The sequence below is a fragment of the Mesorhizobium sp. M1B.F.Ca.ET.045.04.1.1 genome (assembly GCF_003952465.1).
GTDB classification, from domain to species: Bacteria; Pseudomonadota; Alphaproteobacteria; order Rhizobiales; family Rhizobiaceae; genus Mesorhizobium; species Mesorhizobium shonense.
Genome location: NZ_CP034448.1, coordinates 486,672 through 501,220, shown reverse-complemented (window position 1 = coordinate 501,220; position 14,549 = coordinate 486,672). Strand labels below are relative to the sequence as shown.

Genomic DNA, 14,549 nt, shown 5'->3' with positions numbered 1-14,549 from the left:
GCCCCCCTACTTCGGATGCCTGAGCCGCGGATTGGCGACGATCGCTGCGATGTCCGCGATGATGTTGAGGCTGATATAGACGGCCGCGAAGATCAGGCCGACCGCCTGGACGACCGGAACGTCGCGCTTGGTGACATGGTCGACGAGGTACTGGCCCATGCCTGGATAAACGAAGATCACTTCGACGACGACGACGCCGACGACGAGGTAGGCCAGATTGAGCATCACGACGTTGATGATCGGCGCGATCGCGTTCGGGAAGGCATGCTTGCGGATGACCGCGAAGGCCGAAAGGCCCTTGAGTTCCGCCGTCTCGACATAGGCCGACTGCATGACGTTGAGGATCGCCGCGCGCGTCATGCGCATCATGTGGGCGAGCACCACCAGCGTCAGTGCCGCCGCCGGCAGCGCGATAGCCTGCAGGCGTTCGCCCAAGGACATTCCCTCATAGACGGTCGAGATTGCCGGGAACCACTGGTGCTGGACCGCGAAGTAGAAGACCAGCAGATAGCCGATGAAGAATTCCGGAAAGGAGGTCGAGGCGAGCGCCACCCCGGAAATCAGCTTGTCGACCCAACCATTGCGGTAGCGCACCGCGATCAGGCCGAGCGTGATGGCCAGCGGAATGGCCACGATCGCCGCCCAGAAAGCCAGGAACAGCGTGTTCCAGAGCCGATCCTTGATCGAGGTCGCGATGTCCTGCCCGCTCGACATGGCGGTGCCGAGGTCGCCGGTGAGCACGCCGCCCAGCCAGTGGAAATAGCGGATATAGGCGGGCTGGTTGAGCCCGAGCTGCTCGCGCAAATTGGCGAGCGACTCCGGCGTCGCCGACTGTCCGAGAATGGCTTGCGCGACGTCGCCGGGCAGGATCTGGGTGCCGGCGAAGATCAGGACCGAAACGGCCAGCAGAAGGAGGATGCCCAGCGCGATGCGCTGGGCCACCAGTTTCACGATGGGCGAGGACATCTCCGCAAGGCCGTGCTCAGGCTTCGAGCCAGCACTTCGCCAAAGCGTAGCCGTTGCTCAGCTCCTGATGCGGATCGTCCACCCAGCCGGCGACCTTGGGACCGGTTGCGTCGATGAACTGATTGAACATCGGCAGGATCAGGCCGCCCTCGTCGCGTACCATGACGCCCATGTCATGGTACATCTGCTTGCGCTTGGCCTCGTCGAGCTCGGCGCGCGCCGCAAGCACCATCTTGTCGAAGTCCGGACGCTTGAAGCGGGTGTCGTTCCAGTCGGCCGTCGACAGATAGGCGGTCGAGTACATCTGGTCCTGGGTCGAGCGGCCGCCCCAGTAGGAGGCGCAGAAGGGCTGCTTGTTCCAGACTTCGTTCCAGTAGCCGTCGCCCGGCTCGCGCTTGATCTCCAGCTTGATGCCGGCCTTGGCCGCGCTCTGCTGATAGAGTTGCGCCGCATCGACGGCGCCGGGGAAGGCGACGTCCGAGGTCCTGAGCAGGACCGAACCGTCGTGGCCCGACTTCTTGTAGTGGAACTTGGCCTTGTCGGGATCATACTTGCGCTGCTCGATCTCGGTGAACAGCGGGTAGGAGGCGTTGATCGGGAAGTCGTTGCCGAGCGAGCCGTAGCCGCGCAACACCTTGTTCAGCATCTCCTCGCGGTCGATCGCCAGCTTCAGCGCCATCCTGAGGTCGTTGTTGTCGAACGGCGCCGTGTTGCAATGCATGATGAACACGTAGTGGCCGGGTCCCGAATGGTTGCGGATGGTGACGCCCGGCACGCGCTTGATGAGATCGACGATCTTCGGCTCGACGCGGTTGATCATGTTGACCTGGCCGCCCTGCAGGGCCGCCGTGCGCGCCGTCGCGTCGTTGATGACGACGACTTCGATCTGGTCGGCGTGGCCCATCTTGTCGCCCTGCCAGTAATTGGCGAAGCGCTCGCCGACATGGCGCACGCCGGGCTCGTTGACCTTGACCTTGTAGGGGCCGGCGCCGATGCCGGCATCGGGCTTGTCCTTGCCGCCGTTCGGCTGGACGATCAGGTGGTAGTCGCTGAGGAGATACGGAAGGTCCGCGTTGGCCTCCTTCAGCGTCAGCACCACTTCCTTGCCGCTGGCCTTGATGGTGTCGATGCCCTTCATATAGCCCAGCGCGCCGGATTTGGACTTCTCGTCCGAATGACGTTCGAGCGTCGCGGCGACGTCCTCGGCGGTCACCGTCTTGCCGTTGTGGAATTCGACGCCGTCGCGGATCTTCAGCGTCCAGACCTTGGCGTCGTCCGAAGAGCCGATCTCTTCGGCGATGCGGTTCTCGAGCTTGCCGTCGGGCGACAGCTCGACGATCATTTCGCCCCAGCATTTGCCGAAGGCGAACGGCACCTGCGTCATCATCAGTGCCGGATCGAGGCTGTTGGTGGATTCACCGCCGACCAGGCCGGCCTTCAGCGTGCCGCCCTTGACCGGGCCGGCGGCGCGGGCTGCGCTCGAAAGCAGCGAATTGGCGAAGGGCGCGGCGACGCCGAGCGCGGCGGCGCGGCCAAGGAAGTCGCGACGGCTGAGCTTGCCGGCGGCGACGCGACGGCTGAGATAGTCGAGTTCATTTGTCATTATGGGTTCCTCACTCTGATGGTTCGACCTTGCGGTCGTTTCTGCTTATTGGAGGAGATAATGACCGTAAGGGAAAGCTGTAAGCAAGACCGAATGCGACATGCCGTGGCGTAAATGGCACTTCGCATTTGGACCAATCTTGCCTGCGCTCAAAGGAGGGCGCGCGGTATCGCCTGCTCGAAATCGCGCTCGAACACCAGCTTCTCACCCTCATAGGCCTCGATTCTGGCGCTGACGATGAAATTCTGCGCGTCTGAGCGCATGTCGGCAAAAGTTTCGGTTCGCACCGACCATTCATTTCGCGAGAAGGTCTGCGTCCAATGCGTGCTGCCCATGGCCGACAGCGGATCGTCGGGGTGGATCGCCCATGTCTCCCTGACGATGCTGCCATGGACGAGCCCATGCGCGAGGTCGCGCACCTCGCCGAAATCGTCCGTTATGGAAAGCGTGACGACGCCGGTCTTCTCGTCGCGGTCGACATGGCGCTCGGAATTGGTGGGCCTGATCGTCTCGGTCGCCCAGGGCGTGGCGCCTTCCGGTTCGGCGAACGAGACCTCGTCGCCTGTCGCCAGCGGACGCAGCGGCAGCTTGAGTGTCGCCTTCGACAAGTCAAGCGTCGCCGGCTCCGGCGACGGCCAGATCATCGGCCAATAGGCATTGGAAACGGCGACCCGCAGCCGATGGCCGGCCGGCACCCGGTAGGCGCACTGGTCGAGCACGACACGGGCCGAAACCGTCTCGCCGGGCACCAGCGCCTCCGGGAATTCGTGCGAGTTGCGATGCGTGAGGTTGAGCACGCCATAGGAGATCAATTCCGACGCTCCGTCGGGATGCACGTCGCAGAGCCGCACCGCGATGTTGGCCTGCGGGCGGTCCGAGGAAAGCCTGACCTCGACCTCCGGCGCGCCGACGATGTCGATCGCCTCCTCGAGCTCGGCCTGATCGAAGCACACCGAAAGCGCATCGTCCGGCCGTTGGTCGCCCGGCAGCTCCGGACCGAAGGTGAACGGAAAATATTCGCCGCCGGCGAGCCCGCAATTCTGTGGCGAGGCGACGATCGCAGGCTTGGCTCCGTCCGGGATGAGCTCGATCGCTTCAAGCTTGATGTTCGGTGACGGCCATTCCTGTTCCGCAATCCAGCGGCCGGGCCGCTCCGGGTGCCAGCGGGCCGGGCGCACGCTGTCCATGACATAGGCGCGATAATCCGGGTCGGCCTCGACGCCGGTCTCGGCACCTTTCAGCCAGCGGTCCCACCAGCGCAGCGCCTCCTGCAGGAAGCCGATGGCTGGATTGGGTCCCGCATAATGCGGGTATTTGTGGATCCAGGGGCCGACGATGCCTTTGACCGGCGACCGGATGTTGGTGACGAGGTTGGAGATCGTGTTGCGGTAGCCGTCATGCCAGCCGCCGATCGACAGCACCGCCGCCCGGACGGCAGAAAAATCCTCGCAGATCGAGCCGCGCTTCCAATAGGCGTCGCGATGCTGGTGGCTGAGCCACAGCGGCGCGAGGAACGGCTGGTTCTCCAGCCGGGTGAGCCACAGGTCGCGCCAGCGGTTGTCGCCGGCAATCAACGGATCCGGCGGCCGCGACGAATAGGAGAGCATCGTCGAGGCCCAGCCGAAATTTTCCAAGAGCAGGCAGCCGCCCTTGTAGTGGATGTCGTCGGCATAGCGGTCGACGGTCGAGCAGAGGCTGATCGCCGCCTTGAGCGCCGGCGGCCGCTTGGCCGCGACCTGCAGGCAGTTGAAGCCGCCCCAGGAAATGCCCATCATGCCGACATTGCCGTTGCACCAGGGCTGCGCGGCCGCCCAGGCGATGACGTCGCAGGCGTCCTGCAGTTCCTGCTCGGAATATTCGTCGTCCATCAGACCTTCGGAATCGCCGTTGCCGCGCATGTCGACGCGGATCGAGGCGTAGCCGTGGCCGGCGAAATAGGGATGCGTCAGCTGATCGCGGAAGATGGTGCCGTCGCGCTTGCGGTAGGGTAGGTGCTCGAGGATCGCCGGCACCGGCTTGTCGGAGGCGTCCTCCGGCATCCAGATGCGCGCCGACAGTCGGCAGCCGTCCGGCATGACGATGCCCATGTCGGGAAATTCGACGACTTTTCGAGGGAATTTGGTGACGGTTTTCATGGCGCGCATAACGCCTTGCCCAGAGGTGACTTTCAATCGCTATTCGCGACCTGGCGCAGCGAAATATGCGACCTGTCATGATGCTGCGGACCGGCCCTGATCATTCAACTCCGAACTTGCGCTGCCGCACTAATTTATGTATTACGTTTATTCACTTTGGCCCGACGCAGACGCACGGGATGATCTCGCCTGAAAATCGTTTGAGATGAGCCGAAGCGCGTGACGAACCTCGAAAACCGGGGTCTAGACTTCGCCGATTTCGATATCGAGTTTTTTGCGACTTCAATCGTTCTTCCAGCCAAGGCTGGCCGGTTAATGGCGATTGGCGAGTTCAGGCAGACCATCCTCGCCGTTATTTTCAAGCCGCTTGGTTCCGAAGCGATTTCGGTGATCTCGATGCGTCGTGCCAGCCGAAAGGAAAGGTCAGCGTATGAGCACCCGTAAATCGCCCATTCGACCGCTTGCCGACGAGGGCGAGGCAGAAATTCAAAAACAGATTGCTGCTGACCCCGACGATGCGGAGGCGACCGATGAACAACTGGCGCAAGCCATGCCCTTCGCGAAAGCGGTTCCGGAGCTTTTCGAGAGCATAAGGCGCGCTCGCGGCCGGCCAGCCGCGGAGAAACCCAAGCAGATCGTGTCCATCCGCCTTGATCAGGATGTCATCAGCAAGTTCAAGGCGACGGGCAAGGGCTGGCAGGCCAGGATAAATGAGGTGCTGAAGAACGCGAAGGTAGGCTAGGCAAAAGCCGCGTCAGCTCAACGGAATGTCGTTATCGGCCTTGCTGGCCTGGTAGGTGCCGGAGAGCTCATCATAGCGCGCAGATATCTTGCCGATGCGCGCCTCCAGTCGCTTACGCTCGGCCTCCGGCAAAGCCCGCACCAGCCGGCGTATGGAAAAACTCTTCCAATACGCGTTCTCTGCATTGTAGCCGCCGGGGTCGAGGGTGAAGACCTCTTTCAGGATCTTGAGATCGTGCGGGATGGCGAAGCTGTCGCGCGAGTCCTCATGGCTGAAGAGGTAGTAGAAATTGTCGAAGCCGGTCCAGGTGATCGCCGACAGGCAGAGCGAACAGGGCTCGTGGGTTGCCAGGAACAGCGCATCCTTTGTGTCGACGCGCTCGGCTTTCGGCATCTCGTAAAAACGCTTCAGGCAGTGCACCTCGCCATGCCAGAGAGGATTCTCCGTCTCGTTGTTGGTCTCGGCGAGCACCAGCGAGCGGTCGTCTTTCCTCAGGATCGCGGCGCCGAACAGCTTGTTGCCATGAGCAACGCCTTCGGCGGTCTTCGGCACGATGTCGTGCTCGATCACGTCGAGGAGGCGGTCGATCAGCGAGATGTCGGTCATAGGAGAAATCGGGAGCATTCAGGGAAGATGGATCTCGTAAGGGTGCGAAAAGTAGCACTCTTCGAGGTTGGAGCCGTCGCCGCCGCGGTCGACGATCAGGAAATCCTGCTCCTCGCCGATCGGCGTCAACACGCCGTGCCAGAGGTTTCGCCGGTAGTTGATGCCTTGTCCGGGCGCGGTGATGAAGGCATGCGGCTCGCCCGGACCGTCCTCGGTGTCATGGCAAACGACGACCAGGAACGGGCGCGGCGACAGCGGGATGAAAGCCTGGCTGCCGAGGGGGTGGCGCTCGACCATGGTAAGCTTCAGCGGCATGTCGTAGGGCGTGCCGCGCACGATCGAGATCAGCACGCGCGCATTCGGCCCTGCGGCTTCCGCCGTGGCGAGGTCGTGGTAGCGCATCGCCTTGCCACCATTGATCGGGTAGCGGTTGTCGCCGCCCATATCGATGACGTCGCCGAAGGGCGCGAAGTTTTCGCGCGTCAGCGGCCGGGCGACGATGCGGCTCACCGCGCGTGACCTCCAAGGGCGCCGCCAAGCTTGGCGTGCCGGTTGACATCCTTGTAGAGCAGGTAACGGAAGTCGCCGGGGCCGCCGGCGTAGCAGGCCTGCGGGCAGAAAGCGCGCAGCCACATGAAATCGCCGGCTTCGACCTCGACCCAATCCTGGTTGAGCCGGTAGACGGCCTTGCCTTCGAGCACGTAGAGCCCGTGCTCCATGACATGGGTCTCGGCAAAGGGAATGACAGCGCCGGGTTTCAGCGTGACGATGGTGACATGCATGTCGTGGCGCATGTCGGCCGGATCGACGAAGCGCGTCGTTGCCCAGCGGCCCTCGGTGCCGGGCATCGGGCTCGGCTCGATCTGCTGCTCGTTGGCAAAGAAGGCTTCGGGCACGTCGAGACCGTCGACCGCTTCATAGGCCTTGCGGACCCAGTGGAAGCGGACGGCGTCGCCGCTCTCGTTGCGCACCGTCCAGCCGCTGGATGGCGGCAGGAAAGCGAAGCCGCCGGGGCGAAGCACATGTTTTTTGCCGGCAAGCGAGACGGCGAGTTCACCCTCGACCACGAACAGCACGCCCTCGGCTTCAGCGTCGAGCTCGGGCCGGTCGCTGCCGCCGCCAGGCAGGACCTCGACGATGTACTGCGAAAACGTCTCGGCGAAGCCCGAGAGCGGCCTTGCAATGATCCATGCCCTCGTCTTGTCCCAGAACGGCAGCGGGCTGGTGACGATGTCCTGCATCACCCCTTTGGGAATGACCGCATAGGCTTCGGTGAAGACGGCACGGCCGGTCAACAGCTCGTTCTGGCCGGGATGGCCGCCATGCGGCGCGTAATAGGTTCGCTCGGCCATTTTCATCATATCCATGTGTTGAAGCCTATAACGGGAGCATGTCTTTCAGCCGAAGCAGCGCGATGCGCTCGACCTGTTTGCAGGCGGTTTCGAATTCGACGCCGCGGCTGTTGCCGATACGCGCCTCGAACTCCGCCAGGATCGCGTCCTTGGTCTTGCCCTTGACCGCGATGATGAAGGGGAAGCCGAAGGTGGTGACATAGGCGGCGTTGAGTTTCGAGAACAGCTCGCGCTCCTTGTCGGTCAGCGCGTCGAGCCCGGCGGAAGCCTGCTCCTTGGCCGATTCCGGCGTCAGCCGCTTCGCCGCCGCCAGCTTGCCGGCAAGGTCCGGATGGGCGTTGAGTACGGAGAGCCGTTCCGCCTCCGTCGCCGCGCGGAAGACGCGGCAGAGCGCGTTGTGCAGGCCGCCGGCGCTGTCATGCGCCGCGCCAAGCTCCAATTCGTAGGCGCGCTCGGCGATCCATCGCGAATGTTCGAACACGCCGCCGAAGGCATGCACGAAGGCCTCGAATTCCATCCGTGACGGGCGCAGCGCCGGCGCCTGGTAAGGATGCGTCTGGCGCCAGTGTTTGGCGATGTCGATGCGCCGCGTCAGCCAGACCTTGTCGTGCGACATCACATACTCGACGAAGCGCTTCAGCGCCGCCACGCGGCCCGGACGGCCGACCAGCCGGCAATGCAGGCCGATATTCATCATGCGCGGCCGCCCCGCCTTGCCCTCGGCATAGAGCGTGTCGAAACTGTCCTTCAGATAGGCGAAGAACTGGTCGCCCGAGTTGAAGCCCTGAGGCGTGGCAAAGCGCATGTCGTTGGCGTCGAGCGTATAGGGGATGACGAGCTGCGGCTTGTCGAGCCCGTCGCGGTCGAACCAGTAGGGCAGTTCGTCGTCATAGGTGTCGGAAACGTAGTCGAAGCCGCCTTCTTCCGCGACGAGCCGCACCGTGTTGACCGAGGTGCGGCCGGTGTACCAGCCGGTCGGGCGCGCGCCGGTCACTTCATAATGCAGCCGGATCGTCTCTTCGAGGTCGCGCCGCTCGTCCTCCGCATCATGGTCGCGATAGTCGATCCATTTCAGCCCGTGCGAGGCGATCTCCCAGCCGGCCTCCTGCATCGCCGCGACCTGGTCGGGCGAGCGCGCAAGCGCGGTGGCGACGCCGTAGCAGGTCACCGGCACCTGCGCTTCGGTGAACAGCCGGTGGAGTCGCCAGAAGCCGGCGCGGGCGCCATATTCGTAGATCGACTCCATGTTCCAGTGGCGCTGGCCGACCCAAGGGGCGGCGCCGACGATCTCGGACAGGAAGGCCTCCGAGGCCTTGTCGCCGTGCAGCACGCAGTTCTCGCCGCCTTCCTCGTAGTTGACGACGAACTGCACAGCGACATAGGCGCCGCCGGGCCATTTCGGATCCGGCGGATTGGCCCCGTAACCGCGCATGTCCCGTTCGTAACGCATGATCGCTCCTGCCCGATTGTTGAGATGAAGATATCGAAAGGAGTGCCCCGGCATTCCCCCGAAAATTTTTGAAAGTGCTTTTTGCCGCACTCCGCTCGACCGGGACTTATGCATCGCCTTTAATTGGCGCACAATTGACCTGAAAACGTTCGACTGTACCGGGAATGGGAGGCGGCAGTGGCAGAAACGTCGAAAGCCGATGGCGGGCGTCTGACGACCCACGTCCTCGATACCGCGACCGGCAGGCCGGCAAAAGGCCTCTCGATCGACCTCTTCCGCATCGAGCGGCAGGCCCGCACGCATTTGAAGACCGTTGCCACCAACGATGACGGCCGCTGCGATGCGCCGCTGCTGGCCGGCGCCGATTTCCGCACCGGCGAATATGAGCTGGTCTTCGCCGCCGGAGACTATCTTCGCGGGCAGGGCATCAGCCTGCCGCAGCCGGCTTTCCTCGACATCGTGCCGATCCGCTTCGGCATGGCCGAGGAGCGGCATTATCATGTACCCCTCTTGATTTCGCCCTACGGCTACTCGACCTATCGCGGGAGCTGAGACATGGCCAAGATCCGCAACGAGATACGCTTTATTCTCAACGGCGCCGACGTCGCGCTGAACGACGTCGCGCCCGACGCGACATTGCTCGACTGGCTGCGGCTCAACCGGTCGCTCCGTGGCACCAAGGAAGGCTGCGCCGAGGGCGATTGCGGCGCCTGCACGGTGCTGATCGGCAAGCTCTCGGCCGAAGGCCTGGTCTACGAAAGCGTCAACGCCTGCATCCGCTTCATAGGCTCGCTCGACGGCACCCATGTCGTCACCGTTGAGCATCTGCGCGGCAATGGCGAACAGCTGCATCCCGTGCAGCAGGCGATGGTCGATTTCCACGGCTCCCAATGCGGCTTCTGCACGCCCGGCTTCATCATGTCGCTCTATGCGCTCTGGATGAAGACGCCCAATCCTTCGGATGCGGCGATCGAAAAGGCGCTGCAGGGCAATCTCTGCCGCTGCACCGGCTACGAGGCGATCATGCGCGCGGCGCGTGCCATTTCGAGCTACGGCAAGGCGGCCAAGGATCCGCTGGCGGTGGAACGCAAGGACATCACCGCCCGGCTGGAAGCGCTGTGCGATGGCGCAAGGGTCGAGGTTGGCTCCGGCAAGCAGCGGCTGATCGTGCCGGCCAACGTCGATGATTTCGCCGACACCCTCGAAAAGCAGCCGGGCGCCACCATCGTTGCCGGCTCGACCGATGTCGGCCTGTGGGTCACCAAGCATATGCGCGACATCTCGCCGGCGATCTTCATCGGCGGTCTCGACGGCCTGCGCACGATCTCCGAGGCCGATGGGGTCATCACCATCGGCGCCGGCGTCACCTATACCGAGGCCTTCGTGACGCTGTCGAAACGCATCCCGGCATTGGGACCGCTGGTCGATCGCATCGGCGGCGAGCAGGTGCGCAACATGGGCACCATCGGCGGCAACGTCGCCAACGGCTCGCCGATCGGCGACACGCCGCCGCCTTTCATCGCGCTCGGCGCGAAGCTGACGCTGCGCAAGGGCGACACGCGCCGCACCATCCCGCTCGAGACCTTCTTCGTCGCCTATGGCAAGCAGGATCGGCAGCCCGGCGAGTTCGTAGAGGCGGTGCATGTGCCCGTGCCGGCAAAGGAAGCAAAATTCGCCGTCTACAAGGTCACCAAGCGCCGTGACGAGGACATCACCGCGACCTTGGGGGCCTTTTATCTGACCCTGGCCAAGGACGGCACGGTGGCGGATATCCGCATCGCCTATGGCGGCATGGCGCCGATACCGAAGCGCGCCGCCGCGGTCGAAAGAGCGCTGATCGGCAAGCCCTGGAGCGAAGCGACTGTCGAGGCCGCGATGGCCGAATATGCCGGCGACTTCACGCCGATCTCCGATATGCGCGCGAGCGCCGAATACCGGGCGCTGGCGGCGAAGAACCTTTTGTTGCGCTTCTTTGTCGAGACCACCGGCACCAGGGCGCCGTTCCAGGTCTCACGCTTCGAGGCTGCCTGATGACCAAGCACGTCCCCAATCTCAAGGCGCAGAAGATCTCGGGCGGTGTCGCCAGCGACCAGAGGCATGATTCCGCGCACAAGCATGTCAGCGGCACGGCGGTCTATATCGACGATATGCCGGAGCCGGCCGGCACGCTGCATGGCTGTCTCGGTCTGTCCACGGCGACGCATGCGACAATCACCGAGATTGACCTCTCGGCGGTGCGCGCCGCTCCCGGCGTCGTCGACGTGCTGACGGCAAAGGACATTCCCGGCGAGAACGACATTTCGCCGACCGGCCGCCACGATGAGCCGGTGCTCGCCGACGGCAAGGTTGAGTTTTTCGGGCAGCCCATCTTCTGCGTCATCGCCGAGACGCGCGAGCAGGCCCGCCGCGCCACAAGGCTGGCCAAGGTCGCATACGAGCAATTGCCTTTCGTCACCGACATCGGCGAGATCGACCCGAGGAAGGGCAAGCTCGTCACGCCGCCGCTGACGCTGAGGCGCGGCGATGCTGCGACTGCCATCAAGACCGCCCCCCGAAGGCTCAAGGGCAAGATGCGCCTCGGCGGTCAGGAGCACTTCTATCTCGAAGGCCATATCGCCATGGCTGTCCCCGGCGAGGACCAGGACGTCACCATCTATTCCTCGACCCAGCATCCGAGCGAGGTCCAGCATATGGTGAGCCATGCGCTGGGTGTCCCGAGCAACGCCATCACGGTGGAAATCCGGCGCATGGGCGGCGGCTTCGGCGGCAAGGAAACGCAGGGCAACCAGTTCGCGGCGCTCGCGGCGATCGCCGCCAAACGCCACCATCGCGCGGTCAAGATCCGGCCCGACCGCGACGACGATATGACCGCCACCGGCAAGCGGCACGACTTCCTCATCGACTACGAGGTCGGCTTCGACGACGACGGCAACATCCTCGGCGTCGACTTCATGTTCGCGGCGCGCTGCGGCTTCTCGTCGGATTTGTCCGGCCCGGTCACCGACCGCGCGCTGTTCCACTGCGACAACACCTATTTCTGGCCGGCGGTGCACGCCCAGTCGGCGCCGCTCTACACCAACACGGTCTCGAACACCGCCTTCCGCGGCTTCGGCGGCCCGCAGGGCATGGTAGGCGCGGAGCGTGTCATCGACGAAGTGGCTTTCGCGGTCGGCAAGGACCCGCTCGAGATCCGCAAGAAGAATTTCTACGGCGGTGACAAGGAGGGCGATCGCAACATCACGCCCTACCACCAGACGGTCGAGGACAACGTCATTCACCGCATCGTCGCCGAGCTGGAGGCGAGCTCGAACTATGCGCGGCGCCGGCGCGAGATCAGTGCTTTCAACAACAACAGCCGCTTCATCAAGCGCGGACTGGCGCTGACGCCGGTCAAGTTCGGCATCTCTTTCACCGCCACGCACTACAACCAGGCCGGCGCGCTGGTGCACGTCTACACCGACGGGTCCGTGCACCTGAATCACGGCGGCACCGAGATGGGGCAGGGCCTCTACCTCAAGGTGGCGCAGGTGGTGGCGGAAGAGTTCCAGATCGACCTCGACCAGGTCAAGATCACCGCGACCACCACCGGCAAGGTGCCGAACACCTCGGCTACGGCGGCATCGTCGGGCTCCGACCTCAACGGCATGGCAGCGCAGAACGCCGCTCGCCAGATCAAGGACCGGCTGACCAATTTCGCCTTGGAAAAATACCAGGTGCCGCGTGACCAGGTGCTGTTCCTGCCCAACCGGGTCCGCATCGGCAACCAGGAGATACCCTTCGGCGATCTGGTCAAGCAGGCCTATATGGCCCGCATCCAGCTTTCGGCGGCAGGCTTCTACAAAACGCCGAAGATCCACTGGAACCGCGACAAGGGCGAAGGCAGGCCATTCTACTATTTCGCTTACGGCGCTTCGTGTTCGGAGGTGTCGGTCGACACGCTGACCGGCGAATATGTGGTCGAGCGCACCGACATCCTGCACGAGACCGGCCGCTCGCTGAACCGCGCCATCGATCTCGGCCAGATCGAGGGCGGCTTCATCCAGGGCATGGGCTGGCTGACCACCGAGGAGCTATGGTGGGACGACAAGGGCCGGCTGCGCACCTATGCGCCGTCGACCTACAAGATCCCGCTCGCCTCCGACCGCCCGAAAATCTTCAATGTCACGCTGGCCGACTGGTCCGAAGCGAACGAGCCGACCGTGCATCGCTCCAAGGCTGTCGGCGAGCCGCCTTTCCCGCTCGGCATGTCGGTGCTGCATGCGCTCTCCGATGCCGTGGCAAGCGTCGCGGACCACAGGACCTGTCCGCGCCTGGATGCGCCGGCGACGCCGGAGCGGGTGCTTATGGCCATCGAAAGGCTGAAGCGGGAAGCCGCAAAGCCGGCCTGAGCGGGCCAAAACGTGCAATTCGGGCCGAAAAACACTATGTTTCGGCGTTAGGAATGCAGACGATGAACTCGAACGTGCAAAGCTTGAAGGCGTTTCTCGGCCAGACAGGCCGGGTCGCGCTGGTCGAGGTCGCGGCGACGAAAGGCTCGACGCCGCGCGAGGCCGGCGCCTTCATGCTCGTCTCGGCATCGGCGATTTTCGGCACCATCGGCGGCGGCCAGCTCGAATTTATGGCCATCGACAAGGCGCGGCAGCTCATCTCCCCCCTTGAGGGGGAGATGGCCGCGAAGCGGCCAGAGGGGGTCCTCTCAGGAGGCACCACAAGGGCGTCGAGCACTGCCGCGGCGACCCCACCCGGCGGCTCCGCCGCCACCCTCCCCTCAAGGGGGAGGGAAGCCCGCATCGAGGTCGACGAGGTTTGCGCCACGCTCGACGTGCCACTCGGGCCGGAGATCGGACAGTGCTGCGGTGGGCGCGTCGAGGTGCTGATCCGGCCGGTCGATGCGACCCTCGAACAGGAATTGATCGCCAAGGCCGAGGCCGAGGAAGCGCATCTCCCTCATGTCTATCTTTTCGGCGGCGGGCACGTCGGCCAGGCGCTGGCAGCGTCGCTCTCGCTGCTGCCCGTCCATGCTGTCGTGGTCGAAACGCGGGCCGAGGCCCTGGAAGGCATGCCGGAAACGGTCGAGACCCAGCTGACGCCGATGCCCGAAAGCGCGGTGCGGGAGGCGCCGGCGGGGTCGGCCTTCGCCATCCTCACCCACGACCATGCGCTGGATTTCCTGATCGTCGCCGAGGCGCTGAAGCGCGAAGACGCCGCCTATGTCGGCATGATCGGCTCGAAGACCAAGAAGGCGACTTTCAAGAACTGGTTCCTGAAGTCCGCCGACGGCAGCGAGGCCGAGTTCAACCGCCTCGTCTCACCGATCGGCGGCAACGCGGTGAAGGACAAGCGCCCGCCGGTGATTGCAGCACTTGCCACGGCCGAGATCATGACGGCGCTGGTGTCGCATGCAGCCGAGGCGTCGGCCGCGCCCGAGAAGGCGATGGCCGGCTGATACCGCCATTGTGGTTTCCTTGGCAGGTCGCATGCCTTGGAGATTGGCCCAAACGCCTGTCTTGTCGTCATCCTTGGTCGGAGCGGGAAGCGAAGCGTACCGCGCAGACCCAAGGATCCGTGCCGTGACTTCGAGGCGTTGTGACGGTGCAAAATTCTGCTCCGCTGCGCTCTTCGGTCAAGGTAACGGAATGGATCCCAGGGTCTCCGCGACGGAGCTGCGCTCCTGCTTCGCCCTGGGATGACGAAG

The 14,549-nt window shown here is 64.1% G+C and carries 13 protein-coding genes; 6 read left to right on the top strand and 7 right to left on the bottom strand.

Going from position 1 to position 14,549, the window contains the following annotated elements; genetic code table 11:
* Positions 1 to 6: 6 nt before the first annotated feature.
* From EJ071_RS02325 to EJ071_RS02315, 3 genes are all read right to left on the bottom strand, one after another.
* Entirely contained in the window at positions 7 to 966 is a 960-nt protein-coding gene (locus EJ071_RS02325) for an ABC transporter permease (protein WP_126096639.1), read from the bottom strand.
* Between the two features lie 16 nt (positions 967 to 982).
* Positions 983 to 2,569: an ABC transporter substrate-binding protein gene (locus EJ071_RS02320; protein WP_126096638.1), complete on the bottom strand. Its 1,587-nt coding sequence runs from the start codon at positions 2,567 to 2,569 to the stop codon at positions 983 to 985.
* Between the two features lie 149 nt (positions 2,570 to 2,718).
* Positions 2,719 to 4,704, bottom strand: a complete 1,986-nt coding sequence (locus EJ071_RS02315) for a CocE/NonD family hydrolase (protein WP_126096637.1) — start codon at positions 4,702 to 4,704, stop codon at positions 2,719 to 2,721.
* Between the two features lie 219 nt (positions 4,705 to 4,923).
* Between EJ071_RS02315 and EJ071_RS02310 the strand changes: the two genes are divergently transcribed.
* A complete protein-coding gene (locus EJ071_RS02310) occupies positions 4,924 to 5,148 on the top strand; it encodes a BrnT family toxin (RefSeq protein ID WP_245460156.1) in 225 nt (74 codons plus the stop codon).
* Complete coding sequence (locus EJ071_RS02305; protein ID WP_126096636.1) at positions 5,135 to 5,446, top strand: BrnA antitoxin family protein; 312 nt, start codon at positions 5,135 to 5,137, stop codon at positions 5,444 to 5,446. The genes EJ071_RS02310 and EJ071_RS02305 overlap by 14 nt, the downstream gene beginning before the upstream one ends.
* Before the next feature lie 12 nt (positions 5,447 to 5,458).
* On the opposite strand, the gene EJ071_RS02300 is transcribed toward EJ071_RS02305, so the two are convergent.
* Genes EJ071_RS02300 through puuE form a run of 4 tightly spaced genes read right to left on the bottom strand, consistent with a single transcriptional unit; the run spans position 5,459 to position 8,854 of the window.
* Positions 5,459 to 6,052 (bottom strand): nucleoside deaminase, encoded by a 594-nt coding sequence (locus tag EJ071_RS02300; RefSeq protein WP_126096635.1) that lies wholly within the window; start codon positions 6,050 to 6,052, stop codon positions 5,459 to 5,461.
* An 18-nt stretch (positions 6,053 to 6,070) separates the two neighbouring features.
* Entirely contained in the window at positions 6,071 to 6,562 is a 492-nt protein-coding gene (locus EJ071_RS02295) for an ureidoglycolate lyase (protein WP_126096634.1), read from the bottom strand.
* Positions 6,559 to 7,419, bottom strand: coding sequence for a bifunctional allantoicase/(S)-ureidoglycine aminohydrolase (locus EJ071_RS02290; protein WP_126096633.1), 861 nt, complete (start codon positions 7,417 to 7,419; stop codon positions 6,559 to 6,561). Before EJ071_RS02290 ends, EJ071_RS02295 begins: the two co-directional genes overlap by 4 nt.
* Before the next feature lie 10 nt (positions 7,420 to 7,429).
* Entirely contained in the window at positions 7,430 to 8,854 is a 1,425-nt protein-coding gene (gene puuE, locus EJ071_RS02285) for an allantoinase PuuE (protein WP_126096632.1), read from the bottom strand.
* A gap of 177 nt (positions 8,855 to 9,031) precedes the next feature.
* Between puuE and uraH the strand changes: the two genes are divergently transcribed.
* The 4 genes from uraH (at position 9,032) to xdhC (ending at position 14,300) form a co-directional block, all read left to right on the top strand.
* The gene (uraH, locus tag EJ071_RS02280; protein WP_126096631.1) at positions 9,032 to 9,406 is read left to right on the top strand and encodes a hydroxyisourate hydrolase; all 375 of its coding nucleotides are present in this window, start codon (positions 9,032 to 9,034) and stop codon (positions 9,404 to 9,406) included.
* Between the two features lie 3 nt (positions 9,407 to 9,409).
* On the top strand, positions 9,410 to 10,885 hold the full coding sequence (gene xdhA / locus EJ071_RS02275; RefSeq protein WP_126096630.1) for a xanthine dehydrogenase small subunit: 1,476 nt from the start codon (positions 9,410 to 9,412) through the stop codon (positions 10,883 to 10,885).
* Positions 10,885 to 13,242: a xanthine dehydrogenase molybdopterin binding subunit gene (gene xdhB / locus EJ071_RS02270; protein ID WP_126096629.1), complete on the top strand. Its 2,358-nt coding sequence runs from the start codon at positions 10,885 to 10,887 to the stop codon at positions 13,240 to 13,242. The genes xdhA and xdhB overlap by 1 nt, the downstream gene beginning before the upstream one ends.
* A gap of 62 nt (positions 13,243 to 13,304) precedes the next feature.
* Entirely contained in the window at positions 13,305 to 14,300 is a 996-nt protein-coding gene (xdhC, locus tag EJ071_RS02265; RefSeq protein WP_126096628.1) for a xanthine dehydrogenase accessory protein XdhC, read from the top strand.
* The last annotated feature ends 249 nt before the right edge of the window (positions 14,301 to 14,549 follow it).

Coding starts and splice junctions, on each gene's coding strand:
- EJ071_RS02325 (WP_126096639.1), bottom strand. CDS start 966: ATGTCCTCGCCCATCGTGAAACTGGTGGCCCAGCGCATCGCGCTGGGC.
- EJ071_RS02320 (WP_126096638.1), bottom strand. CDS start 2,569: ATGACAAATGAACTCGACTATCTCAGCCGTCGCGTCGCCGCCGGCAAG.
- EJ071_RS02315 (WP_126096637.1), bottom strand. CDS start 4,704: ATGAAAACCGTCACCAAATTCCCTCGAAAAGTCGTCGAATTTCCCGAC.
- EJ071_RS02305 (WP_126096636.1), top strand. CDS start 5,135: ATGAGCACCCGTAAATCGCCCATTCGACCGCTTGCCGACGAGGGCGAG.
- EJ071_RS02300 (WP_126096635.1), bottom strand. CDS start 6,052: ATGACCGACATCTCGCTGATCGACCGCCTCCTCGACGTGATCGAGCAC.
- EJ071_RS02290 (WP_126096633.1), bottom strand. CDS start 7,419: ATGGATATGATGAAAATGGCCGAGCGAACCTATTACGCGCCGCATGGC.
- puuE (WP_126096632.1), bottom strand. CDS start 8,854: ATGCGTTACGAACGGGACATGCGCGGTTACGGGGCCAATCCGCCGGAT.
- xdhA (WP_126096630.1), top strand. CDS start 9,410: ATGGCCAAGATCCGCAACGAGATACGCTTTATTCTCAACGGCGCCGAC.
- xdhB (WP_126096629.1), top strand. CDS start 10,885: ATGACCAAGCACGTCCCCAATCTCAAGGCGCAGAAGATCTCGGGCGGT.
- xdhC (WP_126096628.1), top strand. CDS start 13,305: ATGAACTCGAACGTGCAAAGCTTGAAGGCGTTTCTCGGCCAGACAGGC.